Here is a 12249-nt window from a genome sequence, read left to right on the forward strand (position 1 = left end):
CGCGCATTTCAAGCAACCTTAATCTTTAAGTGCCTAAAAAGACATAACTTTACATTAGCCAGTGAAGTGCGCAATTCAGTGCATCAGCAGCGCTTAATAACGATTTTAGCTTAAAAAAAAGCACCGCCTAAGCGGTGCTGTTTCACAGGCCAAACGGTTATTTCGCGCTTTCGGCTGCAGGCTGAGATTTCTCCAGCTGCGCCATGTCGTTAGCGATTTTCACCGTTTCATCCAGATACGGATCTGGCTCTTTATAGTCTTTCGGCAGATCTTCAATGCTCTTCAGCGGCGCTTTGCCTTCCGCCTGATAGCGTGCGTTGATACGTTCCAGGCGCAGTGTATCATCTTCGCGGTTCTCTTTCTCACGCTGAGCAAGATTGAGCGACACGATATTACGCTTGTTTTTCATCGCATCGAAACGCGCAATATCTTTCATGATGTACTGGAACTCGCGATCTTTAGCGATGCGATCGGCGTGCTCTTTGGTCAGCTGCGGTACCAATGGCGCGATATCGCCGGTTTTGGTGTAGCTTGCCGCATTCACGCTGTCCCAAGGCAACGCGTTGTCCTCGAACTTCTCGCCGGTTTCTGCCGCTTCCACGCCGGTTGGCATCAGCAGATCGGGCGTTACGCCTTTACGCTGGGTGCTGCCACCGTTAATGCGGTAGAACTTCTGAATGGTGTACTGTACAGAACCCAGCGCTGGCCACTCCGGACGCAGCATCTGATCGTAGATACGGTTCAGCGAACGATACTGCTGCACGGTGCCTTTACCGAAGGTCGGCTCACCGACAATCAGCGCACGGCCGTAATCCTGCATCGCGGCAGCGAAGATCTCTGAAGCCGAAGCACTGAAGCGATCGACCAGCACCACCAGCGGACCTTTGTAGTACACAATGCCGTCGTTATCGCTGTCTTCACGCACGCGGCCATTGTTATCACGTACCTGCACCACCGGACCGCTTGGAATAAACAGGCCAGAGAGTGAAACGGCTTCGGTCAAAGCGCCACCACCGTTGGTACGCAGATCGATCACCACGCTGTCGACGTTCTGCTTCTGCAGTTTCTGCAGCTGCACTTTCACATCGTCAGTTAGACCAACGTAGAAGCCAGGAATGTCGAGCACGCCGACTTTCTGTTTGCCGACGTTATGCACGGTGCCTTTTACGGCGCGATCTTCCAGACGAATTTTTTCACGCGTCAGCGTTACGGTGCGGGTTTTGGTGCCCTTGCCCGCTGGCAGGATTTCCAGGCGTACTTTGCTGCCTTTCGGTCCTTTGATTTTTGAAACCACATCATCCAGACGCCAGCCAATCACATCTTCCATCGGCTTGCCCGGCTGAGCGACACCGACAATGCGGTCGCCGACGCTGATAGCTTTACTCTTCGCCGCCGGACCGCCGGCGACCATCGAGTTGATCACCGTGTAATCGTCATCCATCTGCAGCACGGCGCCGATACCTTCCAGCGACAGGCTCATTTCGGTGTTGAACTGCTCAGTGTTGCGCGGCGAAAGATAGTTGGTATGCGGATCGATTTCATGCGCGAATGCGGTCATCGCCAGCTGGAACACATCTTCGCTGTTGCTTTGCGCCAGACGACGAATGGCAAAGTTGTAACGCTTAGTCAGCGTTTCGCGGATCTCTTTCTCATCTTTACCGGCCAGTTTCAGGCTCAGTTCGTCATATTTAACTTTGGCATCCCACAGCGCGTTGAGCTCATCAACGCTCTTTGGCCATGGCGATTTTGCCCGGTCAATGTCAATGGTGTCATTGCCGGTGAAATTCATTGGGCGGTTCAGCACGCTCAGCGCATATTGATAGCGCTCAAAGCGGCGTTTCTGCGCCAGATTGTAGAGATCGTAAAACACATCCAGCTTACCGCTGCGGAACTCATCACCGACGGTGGTTTTCTTATCGGCGAATTGCGCGATATCCGATGCCAGTAGCACGTTGTGGCTGTAGTCGAGCAGATTCAGGTAGCGATCAAAAATTTTCGCGGAAAAGTCCTGATTCAAATCGAACTGGCGATAGTGAGAGCGGGTGAAACGCGAGGTAACGCGTTCGCTGACGGTGGGATGCTGTGGCTCTTCGTGTAGCTGGGGAATCTGGTCGGCGCGGGTAATATTATCTGCACCAAAGGTGGGGCCTGCTAAAAGCAGGCCCGCGATCATACCGATCTTTAAAATGTTGTTCATGCCAGGGTCAGCCTCCGTTTCAGAACTGCAAATGTTCTGCGCGCACAATCATAGCCATGCCGGAAGCGAGCTGAACCCGAACGCCATCTTTAGTAATTTCAAGAATGGTAGCGTCCATTGCACCTTTGCCTGCAGTCACTTTGATGTTCTGGCCGGGCTGCAACGTTGAGGTATCAGTGACAGGTTTGGCCCGCGGTGGCTGCGGTGCGGCTGCACGCTCAGTCGCGGCCGCACGCGGCGCCTGAGGACGTGGCTTACGCGCGGCATCACCTTCGGCAGCTTTACGCGGAGCAGGCTTGCGCGGACGACGTTCAGCGGCCTCTTCACCGGCTTCACGCTTCTTCGCTTTCTGCTGATCGCGCTGCGCCTGAACGCGGGCTTTCGCTTCTTCCAGTTGCTTGCGCGCATGTTCTACGTGTTGCTCATCCAGCACGCCACAGGCGTTGCCATCGAGATCGACACGAATGGCACCTGCTTTGATGCCATAAAGATAACGCCAGCTAGAGGTATAAAGACGTAAGGCAGAACGCAGTTGCGTCTTGCTCAGGCTCAGTTCGCCTTGAACACGCTCGACCAGATCTTGAAAAATGCCGATTTTGAGCGGACGCGCCTCGCCTTCGGCGCTAAAGCATTGCGGAAAACGTTCCGCCAAAAAGGCGATGACTTCTTTACTGCTATTCAACTTAGGTTGATTTTCCATGAAATTTCCTGATTACAACGGATTTGCCGACCAGAGCAGGCATGAACAGGCGACATTATAATGACAACATCGCCAAATGCTATGTGATCCAGTCGATTAGCTGTGCGTCAGCTGAATAAATTTTACGATGTCGCTGCCCGCCAGCACTTCACAAAGCCCGTCGGTAAGGGCCACCAGCCCCGCTTCATCCTCGCTATCGAAGCGAGAATAAACCGTACTATCAATGTCTAAAACACCCACGAGGGTGCCATTTACTTTCAGAGGAATCACGATTTCGGCATTACTGGCGGCGTCACAGGCGATATGACCAGGGAACGCGTGCACGTCTTCCACCAATTGCACTTTGTCCTCAGCTACCGCGGTTCCGCACACGCCTTTGCCAACCGGAATACGTACGCAGGCAATTTTGCCCTGGAACGGGCCCAGCACCAGCGTGTTCGGTTCCGTCAGTAAATAGAATCCAGCCCAGTTCACGCCTTCCAGGCGTTCAAAAAGCAGCGCACTGCAATTGCCGAGCGCGGCCAGGAACGAGGTTTCACCCGCCAACAGGGCGCGGACATCGCGATTCAAATCCTCGTAAAAAGCTTTTTTGTTCATTGTTCAACCATAACTCGTCACTGTGGTGACCTTGATGTCACTCAGTTGTTAAAATAAGCACTAATTATCCAGGCGCATAAGGTGAATCATTCTGTTAGTTACTATACCCTTAGCAGTCGGTGGATAAGCGTATTCTGCTACCACCGAATATTGCAGGCAAATTTGCGCTACTCAGCATGCCGGTAAACGTAACGAACGATGGGCACTTGCGTCACCTATGAAAATTCACGCTATCAGCCAGACGTTGCCCCACGCACGTTATCAGCGTTGTCCGCAATGCGATACCCTTTTTTCCTTACCGGATGTGAAATCGCATCAGACAGCCTATTGCCCTCGCTGTCATGCACAAATTCAGAGCGGTCGTGACTGGTCGATGACGCGACTCACCGCCATGGCGGTGGTAATGATCGTGCTGATGCCGTTCGCCTTTAGCTTGCCGTTGGTCGATATTCGCCTGCTTGGCATGCGTATTAACGCCAGCCTGCTGGAGGGCGTGATTCAAATGACGCAGCAAGGCAACATCCTCACCGCTTCAATGGTGGCGTTTTGCACCATTGGCGCGCCGGTCACGCTGGTGATCGGCATTCTCTATCTGTGGGTGGGTAACGCGCTCGGGATGAACCTGCGCCCGGTCCTGCTGATGATGGACAAGCTCAAAGAGTGGGTGATGCTGGATATCTATCTGGTCGGCGTGGCGGTGGCATCGATCAAAGTGCAGGATTACGCCTCACTGGAAGTGGGCTACGGTTTAGTGGCCTATATTGCGCTGACGGTGCTGAGCCTGCTGACGCTGATCCACCTGAACGTCGAGCAACTGTGGGAACACTATTATCCCCAAGCGATGCCCACCTCCCCGCCTGAAGAGTGGCAAGTGTGCCTGAATTGCCATCAAACCGGTGTAGCCGATGAGCGTGGGCGCTGCACGCGTTGCCACACGCCGCTTGACTACCGCCGACGCCACAGTTTGCAGAAATCCTGGGCAGCGCTCATCGCCTCGATTGTGCTGCTGATCCCCGCCAATTTGCTGCCGATTTCGGTGGTCTACGTTAATGGCGCCCGCCGTGAAGACACCATCTTCTCCGGCATTCTGGGATTGGCATCGGGCAATATACCGGTGGCCGCGGTGGTGTTTATCGCCAGCATTCTGGTGCCCTTTACCAAAGTGTTAGTGATGTTGACTCTGTTACTCAGCATTCACTTTAAATGCGAACAGGGCTTAAAAACCCGCATTCGCCTGCTGCGCGCCGTCACCTGGGTGGGCCGCTGGTCGATGCTGGATCTGTTCGTCATTGCTGTAACCATGTCGCTGGTCAATCGTGATCAGCTGCTGGCTTTTACCATGGGACCGGCCGCCTTCTATTTTGGCGCCGCCGTTGTTCTGACCATTATGGCTGTAGAGTGGCTTGATAGCCGCCTGATCTGGGATGCACATGCAACAGGAAACGCCGACTACACCGACTAGCGCTAATCTGCGCAACAAGCGCAAGATTTCGCCGTTCTGGTTATTGCCCATTATCGCCCTGCTGATTGCCGGCTGGCTGCTGTGGACCAATTATCAGGAGCGCGGTACGACGATCACCATTAACTTCCAGACTGCCGACGGGATTGTGCCAGGCCGTACGCCGATTCGTTATCAGGGCGTGGAAGTGGGTACGGTGCAAGGCATTGTGCTGAGTGATGACTATCGCAGCATCCAGATTAAAGCCAGCATCAAAAGCGACATGCGCGATGCACTGCGTGAAGACACTCAGTTCTGGCTGGTGACGCCGAAAGCGTCATTGGCGGGCGTCTCCGGGCTTGATGCGCTGGTCGGCGGTAACTACATCGGCATGATGCCGGGTAAAGGTAAAGAGAGCGATCACTTCACCGCACTCGATACCCAACCGAAGTATCGCGTTAATACCGGCGAACTGCTTATCCACCTGCGCGCGCCCGACCTCGGCTCGCTCAACACCGGTTCGCTGGTTTATTACCGCAAAATTCCGGTGGGTCGCGTTTACGATTACAGCCTCAACAACAGCACCGACGGCGTTACCATTGATGTGCTGATTGAGCGCCGCTTTATTAATCTGGTGAAAAAGCAGAGCCGCTTCTGGAATGTTTCCGGCGTTGATGCGGATGTCAGCCTGAGCGGTGCCAAAGTGAAGCTGGAAAGCCTGGCCGCGTTAGTGAATGGCGCGATTGCCTTCGATTCACCTAATGACGGCGAGCAAGCTCAGGTGGATGCCAACTACCAGCTCTATCCGGATTTGGCGCGCAGTCAGCGCGGCGTGCAAGTGAAACTGAACCTGCCGAGCGGCGATAACCTGAAAGCCGATAGCACACCGCTGATGTATCAGGGACTGGAAGTCGGCACCTTAACCAAACTCAACCTGCTGGATGGCGGCAAAGTCACCGGCGAGCTGACGGTTGATCCTTCAGTAACCGGTTTGATGCGCAGCGGGACGCGCATTGAAATGCGCACGCCGAAGATCAGCCTGACCGACACCAATCTCAGCAGCCTGTTAACCGGCAATACCTTTGAACTGGTGCCAGGCGAAGGCGAGCCGCAGGATCACTTCACCGTGTTACCAGCCAGCGAAACATTGCTGCAGAAACCTGACGTGCTGACGGTAAAACTCAGCGCGCCGGAAACCTACGGTATCGATGCCGGCCAGCCGGTGATGTTGTATGGCATGAAAATCGGTCAGGTGATTTCACGCACGCTGGACGAAAATGGCATCAGCTTTGTCGCGGCCATCAATCCGGAGCACCGTAATCTGGTGCATGCTGACAGCAAGTTTGTGGTGAATAGCCGCCTTGATGTGAAGTTTGGACTTGACGGGATGAAAGTGCTGGGCGCCAGCGCGCGCGAGTGGGTAGATGGCGGCATTCGCCTGATTCCTGGCGCGAAAGGCAATCCTTCCAGTCGTTATCCTTTATATGCGGATGCGGAACGTGCCGAAGAAGGCATCGTGGGTGAACAGCCGCCAACCACGCTGAAACTTACCGCCAAAAGCTTGCCGGATGTACAGGCCGGTTCAGTGCTGCTGTACCGCAAATTCCAGGTCGGTGAAGTGGTGGATGTAGTGCCGCGCGCGGATGCGTTTGAAATCTCGATTCATATCCAGCCGCAGTATCGCAAGTTGCTGACCAGCGAGAGTGTGTTCTGGGCCGAAGGCGGCGCCAAAGTTCAGCTCAACGGCAGCGGTTTGACCGTGCAAGCGTCCCCGCTCAACCGCGCGCTCAAAGGCGCGATCAGTTTCGATAATCTCACCGGCGCGCAGGCGGCGAAAGGCGTGAAACGCGTGCTCTACTCGTCAGAAACCGCGGCGCGTGCAGTTGGCAGCCAGATTACGCTGCACACCTTCGATGCCAGCAAACTGGCGGCGGGCATGCCGATTCGCTATCTCGGCATCAATATTGGTCAGGTTGAATCACTGGCGCTGAGTTCTGATAACAATCAGGTTGTCGCCAAAGCGGTGCTTTATCCGGAATACGTGCAGGACTTCGCGCGCATCGGCAGCCGCTTCTCGGTGGTGTCGCCGGAGATTTCTGCGGCGGGGGTTAACCATATCGAAACGCTGCTACAGCCTTATCTCAACGTCGATCCGGGCAAAGGTTCGCCGGCGCGCACCTTTGAACTGCAGGAAAGCACCATCACCGATTCACGCTACCTGAACGGCCTGACGATTTATGTCGATGCCGCTGACGCGGGATCGCTGTCGGTCGGTACGCCAGTGCTGTTCCGTGGCGTCGAAGTGGGCACCGTCACCGGAACGTCGCTGGGTAATATGGCGGATCGCGTGCAGATCGCGCTGCGTATCAGCAAGAAGTATCAACATCTGGTGCGCAACAACTCGGTGTTCTGGCTGGCTTCCGGCTATAACTTCGATTTCGGTCTGATCGGCGGCGTGTTGAAAACCGGCACCTTCCAGCAGTTCATTCGCGGCGGCGTACAGTTTGCCACGCCGCCGACGGTGCCGTTAGCACCGCAGGCTGGCGCCAACAAACACTTCCTGCTACAGGATGAAGCGCCGAAAGCGTGGCGCGACTGGGGCACGGCGATTCCGGACCCTCATCAACCTTAAGCAAATCGGGCAGCCTGGCTGCCCGATTCTTTTTCGCGTGTTACACTTCGCGCTCATTTTGTTTCCCGGTAGATGCCCGTGTCCGATCGCTTTCCCGAAGATTTCCTCGCGCTGATGCGCGCCAGCCTTGCTGACGACGCCGAACTGCAACGCTTTATCGCCATTAGCCAGCAACCGCTGCGTCGCAGCTTACGTGTCAACACCTTAAAAATTAGCGTGGATGATTTCCTCGCCCGAACCGCCGATTATGGCTGGCGCTTATCGCCCATTCCGTGGTGCGCCGAAGGGTTCTGGATCGAGCGTGACGATGAATCGCTACCGCTCGGTAGCGTGGCGGAGCATTTGAGCGGACTGTTCTACATTCAGGAAGCCAGCTCGATGCTGCCGGTTACCGCGCTTTTTGACGCCGCACCCGATGCACGTCAGGTTATGGATGTGGCTGCCGCGCCCGGTTCTAAAACCACCCAGATGGCCGCGCTGATGCGCAATGAAGGCGCCATTCTGGCGAACGAATACTCGGCCAGCCGTGTCAAAGTGCTGCACGCTAACATCAGCCGCTGTGGCGTCAGCAATGTTGCGCTGACCCATTTTGATGGTCGTGTATTTGGCGCCGCGCTGCCGGAGCGTTTCGATGCCATTCTGCTCGATGCGCCCTGCTCTGGCGAAGGCGTGGTGCGCAAAGATGCTGATGCGTTGCGTAACTGGACGCTGGCCAGCACCGAAGCGATTGCGGGAACCCAACGTGATCTGCTCGACAGCGCTTTCCATGCCTTACAGCCAGGCGGCACGCTGATTTACTCTACCTGCACATTGAATCAAATCGAGAATCAGCAGGTGATTCATTGGTTGCAGCAGCGTTATCCCGACGCGGTTGAAATCGTGCCGCTGAACGGTTTATTCGACGGAGCCGATCAGGCGTTAACCGCCGAAGGTTTCCTGCACGTATTCCCGCAGATTTTCGATAGTGAAGGTTTTTTCGTCGCGCGTCTGCGTAAAACCGCCAGCATTCCCGCGCTGCCAAAGCCAACCTACAAAGTCGGCAAACTGCCCTTCTCACCAGCCAGCCGCAAGCTGAGCGCCGAAGTGCAACAGGCTGCGGCCATAGTCGGCTTGCGTTGGGATGAAAATCACACGCTGTGGCAGCGCGATAAAGAGCTGTGGCTGTTCCCCGCGGCGCTAGAGAGTTGGCTGGGTAAAGTGCGCTTCTCGCGCATCGGCCTCAAGTTGGCCGAAACCTTCCCGAAAGGCTATCGCTGGCAGCATGAAGCGGTCGTGGCGTTGACGCAGCCAGGCAGCGCGCTGGATTTCGAACTCACCGATGCAGAAGCGGAAACCTGGTATCGCGGTCAGGATATTCATCCGGACACGTTGCCCAGCCGGGATGAGGTGATCGTCACTTACCAGCAGCAGTCGCTGGGATTGGCGAAGAAAGTGGGTAATCGGATTAAAAACAGTTATCCGCGTGAACTGGTGCGCGACGGACGTCTGTTCCGCTAAGCGTTACTGCAACTGCACCAGGGTGAGGCGATTGCCGAAGACCGCGCCGGTATCGATATAATGCTGATTCGCCACATTGAGCGGTTGTTCTAGCGGCGTGTGGCCGAAGTAGAAATCACTGGCGCCATCGATGCGGGCTGAACTGCCGCGTTGATGGCGTCCCAGTCGATCGCGACTCCACACCACTTGCTGCCAGTCAACCTCTTTCCCTAACGCATAATGACTGGCGGGATAATCGGCGTGGGCAATCACCACCACGCGATCGCCGAAATCCAGATGCAGGATCAACGGTAACTCAGCACAGCGCTTCAACGCATGGCGCGCAGCAATCAACGCTGCGCCTTTGAGTTGCCAGAACCACTCGCCGCCGTTCATCATCCACAAGGTTTGGTCGCGCCCATCCAGCGCAGCGAGCGCCATCTGCTCATGATTGCCGCGCACGCAGCGAAACCAGGGCTCCTGCATCAGCGCTAAGCAGCCGGGGCTGTCCGGGCCACGATCGATTAAATCGCCCACAGACAGCAGTAGATCCTGCTGCTTATCGAAATCCCGCTTGAGCAGTTGCGCATCGAGTTGGGCGCGGCAACCGTGCAGATCGCCAACCACCCAAATATTTCGCCACATTTGCGCGTTCACCTTTTGGTAAAGCATGTAATCTTCCCCGGTTGACTGGAAGTTTAGTGAGCCCGGCTTAAAGTATAGTCCGGCAACGTTAGCCAGCGGAGGGAACAGCATGAGCGGACGGAAGCAATTCATTGGTGTATTAATCGTTATTTTCATCGGTAGCTTGCTGCTGCTGGAATCACTCGCTCGTCTGGTACATCTGTTATTTGTGGGATAATTACGCGACTTTACATTCCGCGCTAAACGCCTAAACTCCTTTGCGCATCATATAAAGGAGCCTGTATGAGCCAGAATATTTACGACAACCCCACTTTTTTTGCCGGTTACGCCACCTTGCCACGTTCCGTTAAGGGATTAGACGGCGCGCCAGAATGGCCCGCACTGCGTGCGCTACTACCCGTCCTGCATGATAAACGTATTCTCGATCTCGGCTGCGGTTACGGCTGGTTTTGCCGCTACGCGCAGCAGCAAGGCGCGCGTGAGGTGCTGGGTCTGGACGTTTCCGAGAAGATGTTAGCGCAAGCCGCGACCATGACGCAGGGAACCGGGATTCGCTATCAGCGCGCCGATTTAGAATCGCTACAGCTCAGCGAATCCTATGATCTCGCCTATAGCTCGCTGGCGCTGCACTACCTCAGCAACATTGACGCACTTTTCGCAACCGTGTTTGAGGCGCTAACGCCGGGCGGCGCGCTGGTGTTTTCCTGTGAGCATCCGATTTACACCGCACCTACTCAACAACAGTGGATTGTGGATGAACAGCAGCAGCGCAGCTGGCCAGTTAATCATTACCAGCAGGAAGGGGAACGCATCAGCAACTGGTTTGCCGATGGCGTGAAGAAGCAACATCGCAAGCTGGCAACCTGGATCAATGCGTTAATTGGCGCAGGATTTGAGATCGTACATCTTGATGAATGGGGCCCGAGCGAAGAGATGGTTGCACTCAATCCCGCGCTGGCGGAAGAACGCGATCGTCCGATGATGTTCTTGCTGGCCGCGCGTAAACCGCTCTGAATATTCTCGTGGCGGCAGAATGCTGCCACGTCGTTATTCCATCTATCGCCATTCTTAATTATCAGCCAGATTGGTCGCCTGTCTTGGGCGAATTCCTTCTCTGAGCTGCTGACCGTGACTGACTACATTTTTAATTTTCGCCCTCATCTCGATATCCACTATCGCTATAAACCGGCTTCAGTAGACAATCAGCATTTATTGATAGTGATGTCAGGGTTTAACCTTCCTAATCCCACCATCTACGATTTCACCCTTTTACAGCATACTCAATCAGCGGTGTTGTGGATCAAGGATGATTTCAACGGCTTGCCCGCTTACTATCTGTGCAACAATATGAATTTTGAAATTGAACATGGGGTAAGCCAGCTTATTCGCTCGGTAATTGAGCTGACAACACCCTCAAACGTTTCCATACTTGGCGCCTCAAAAGGTGGCAGCGCGGCGCTCTATTTCGGGGTTCGGCATAATATTAAAAATATCATTACTGCCGTACCACAGTTTTATCTCGGGGATTATGCAGCCACAATGTGGCCGAATGTGGGTGACGCAATGATGGGTTCGACAACGCCCGCAGCCATCTCGCTATTAAATAAGCTTTTGCCGAACGCTATTCGACGCGATCGCCAAACGGACAAGAATATTTACCTATTTACTGCTCTCGCTGATTATCAGCGTGAACAGGAGATTCTGCCTCACCTGGAGTTGCTTGAGAAATATCAAAACTTCAATTTGATCGAATCAGCATCGCCTTGCATCACTCACCATAATGAAGTCACGCGATATAATCTTAATCTCATCCTCGCTCTAATTTATCAGTTAGAACAGGAGATTATCCCACGCTGGGGGCACATCCGTAATGGTAGTCGCTGGGACACTGTACAGAAATGATCCCAGCAAATATTGCTCGTTGCAGCGTTCAATGCTTTAGCGAGTAATTAAAAATATCGCCACTAAGAAGAAGGCTAATAAACCCGCAAAAGTCATTGTTCCAATCCGCGGCGTTTTTGCCCGCCCAACGACCACACCAATAAAGATACAAAGCAGAGTTAACGTGCCAATCATTACCCAAAGAAGATATTGTGTGTTTGCCATGAAGGATCCTTATTAACCGGCAATAAAACAGATGCGCCAACTTTATACCATTTTTTATGCATGCTGGCTGCAGCTATTTGACCGCACAATTGTCGGGGTAGATGCTCAGAAGGCTAATTATTAAGTTGCACTGTGCGCGCAACGCACTGATTGCAGTTTCTGCAACTGCTCCAGGCGCGCCTTCACTTTGCTGTTAGCGCTGGCCTTTGCAATGCCATTACCGATACCAAAATCCCCGACGAATCCCAATACCGTTAACGCATCAAACTCGCCGGTTTTATCAATCTGCTGCTGAACGCTTTGGCTTTTAGCGATCTCCTGATTCAGTGCTGCACAGTCATAGGTTTGCGCTTCGGCATCGCTCACTTTGGCGGACTGCGGATACTGTTTCAGTGCGCAACCACTCAGCAGCAAGGCGATCAGGATAACGGGCTTGTGCATCTCGCAAGATTCTCTCT

11 protein-coding genes are annotated in these 12249 nt (G+C 54.3%); 5 read left to right on the forward strand and 6 right to left on the reverse strand.

Translation table 11 applies throughout. The features are described from left to right. Window positions 1-157: 157 nt before the first annotated feature. The 3 genes from prc to K5Y32_RS06760 all read right to left on the reverse strand — a co-directional run bounded on the left by prc (window position 158) and on the right by K5Y32_RS06760 (window position 3494). The gene (gene prc / locus K5Y32_RS06750) at window positions 158-2197 is read right to left on the reverse strand and encodes a carboxy terminal-processing peptidase (RefSeq protein WP_222182324.1); all 2040 of its coding nucleotides are present in this window, start codon (window positions 2195-2197) and stop codon (window positions 158-160) included. 19 nt (window positions 2198-2216) lie between these two features. Beyond that, the gene (proQ, locus tag K5Y32_RS06755) at window positions 2217-2897 is read right to left on the reverse strand and encodes an RNA chaperone ProQ (protein WP_222182325.1); all 681 of its coding nucleotides are present in this window, start codon (window positions 2895-2897) and stop codon (window positions 2217-2219) included. 96 nt (window positions 2898-2993) lie between these two features. Continuing rightward, on the reverse strand, window positions 2994-3494 hold the full coding sequence (locus K5Y32_RS06760) for a GAF domain-containing protein (protein ID WP_007889607.1): 501 nt from the start codon (window positions 3492-3494) through the stop codon (window positions 2994-2996). Window positions 3495-3711: 217 nt separating this feature from the next. Between K5Y32_RS06760 and yebS the strand changes: the two genes are divergently transcribed. The 3 genes from yebS (at window position 3712) to rsmF (ending at window position 9061) form a co-directional block, all read left to right on the forward strand. After that, entirely contained in the window at window positions 3712-4956 is a 1245-nt protein-coding gene (yebS, locus tag K5Y32_RS06765; RefSeq protein WP_137385925.1) for a membrane integrity lipid transport subunit YebS, read from the forward strand. Continuing rightward, the gene (locus tag K5Y32_RS06770; protein ID WP_222182326.1) at window positions 4925-7564 is read left to right on the forward strand and encodes a PqiB family protein; all 2640 of its coding nucleotides are present in this window, start codon (window positions 4925-4927) and stop codon (window positions 7562-7564) included. The genes yebS and K5Y32_RS06770 overlap by 32 nt, the downstream gene beginning before the upstream one ends. 72 nt (window positions 7565-7636) lie before the next feature. Continuing rightward, the gene (gene rsmF, locus K5Y32_RS06775) at window positions 7637-9061 is read left to right on the forward strand and encodes a 16S rRNA (cytosine(1407)-C(5))-methyltransferase RsmF (RefSeq protein ID WP_222182327.1); all 1425 of its coding nucleotides are present in this window, start codon (window positions 7637-7639) and stop codon (window positions 9059-9061) included. Window positions 9062-9064: 3 nt separating this feature from the next. On the opposite strand, the gene K5Y32_RS06780 is transcribed toward rsmF, so the two are convergent. Further along, window positions 9065-9712, reverse strand: a complete 648-nt coding sequence (locus K5Y32_RS06780; RefSeq protein ID WP_137385928.1) for a metallophosphoesterase — start codon at window positions 9710-9712, stop codon at window positions 9065-9067. Window positions 9713-9967: 255 nt separating this feature from the next. On the opposite strand from K5Y32_RS06780, the gene K5Y32_RS06785 reads away from it, so the two are divergent. Together K5Y32_RS06785 and K5Y32_RS06790 are read left to right on the forward strand one after the other, a co-directional pair. Continuing rightward, on the forward strand, window positions 9968-10699 hold the full coding sequence (locus K5Y32_RS06785; protein ID WP_222182329.1) for a trans-aconitate 2-methyltransferase: 732 nt from the start codon (window positions 9968-9970) through the stop codon (window positions 10697-10699). Window positions 10700-10813: 114 nt separating this feature from the next. Beyond that, window positions 10814-11587 carry a hypothetical protein gene (locus tag K5Y32_RS06790; RefSeq protein WP_222182331.1) on the forward strand — a complete coding sequence of 258 codons (774 nt, stop codon included), beginning with the start codon at window positions 10814-10816 and terminating at the stop codon, window positions 11585-11587. Window positions 11588-11623: 36 nt separating this feature from the next. Here the strand turns inward: K5Y32_RS06790 and K5Y32_RS06795 are convergent, their stop codons facing one another. Beyond that, a complete protein-coding gene (locus tag K5Y32_RS06795; protein WP_167391209.1) occupies window positions 11624-11791 on the reverse strand; it encodes a hypothetical protein in 168 nt (55 codons plus the stop codon). A gap of 120 nt (window positions 11792-11911) precedes the next feature. Continuing rightward, on the reverse strand, window positions 11912-12232 hold the full coding sequence (locus tag K5Y32_RS06800) for a hypothetical protein (protein ID WP_222182333.1): 321 nt from the start codon (window positions 12230-12232) through the stop codon (window positions 11912-11914). Window positions 12233-12249: the final 17 nt, after the last annotated feature.

Source organism: Pantoea sp. DY-15 (assembly GCF_019795935.1).
GTDB lineage: Bacteria > Pseudomonadota > Gammaproteobacteria > Enterobacterales > Enterobacteriaceae > Pantoea > Pantoea leporis.

Bases quoted from the DNA above. Each gene is read 5' to 3' on its own strand.
- yebS (WP_137385925.1), top strand. From the start codon at position 3,712: ATGAAAATTCACGCTATCAGCCAGACGTTGCCCCACGCACGTTATCAG.
- rsmF (WP_222182327.1), top strand. From the start codon at position 7,637: ATGCCCGTGTCCGATCGCTTTCCCGAAGATTTCCTCGCGCTGATGCGC.
- K5Y32_RS06780 (WP_137385928.1), bottom strand. From the start codon at position 9,712: ATGCTTTACCAAAAGGTGAACGCGCAAATGTGGCGAAATATTTGGGTG.
- K5Y32_RS06770 (WP_222182326.1), top strand. From the start codon at position 4,925: ATGCAACAGGAAACGCCGACTACACCGACTAGCGCTAATCTGCGCAAC.
- K5Y32_RS06760 (WP_007889607.1), bottom strand. From the start codon at position 3,494: ATGAACAAAAAAGCTTTTTACGAGGATTTGAATCGCGATGTCCGCGCC.
- K5Y32_RS06795 (WP_167391209.1), bottom strand. From the start codon at position 11,791: ATGGCAAACACACAATATCTTCTTTGGGTAATGATTGGCACGTTAACT.
- K5Y32_RS06785 (WP_222182329.1), top strand. From the start codon at position 9,968: ATGAGCCAGAATATTTACGACAACCCCACTTTTTTTGCCGGTTACGCC.
- prc (WP_222182324.1), bottom strand. From the start codon at position 2,197: ATGAACAACATTTTAAAGATCGGTATGATCGCGGGCCTGCTTTTAGCA.
- K5Y32_RS06800 (WP_222182333.1), bottom strand. From the start codon at position 12,232: ATGCACAAGCCCGTTATCCTGATCGCCTTGCTGCTGAGTGGTTGCGCA.
- proQ (WP_222182325.1), bottom strand. From the start codon at position 2,897: ATGGAAAATCAACCTAAGTTGAATAGCAGTAAAGAAGTCATCGCCTTT.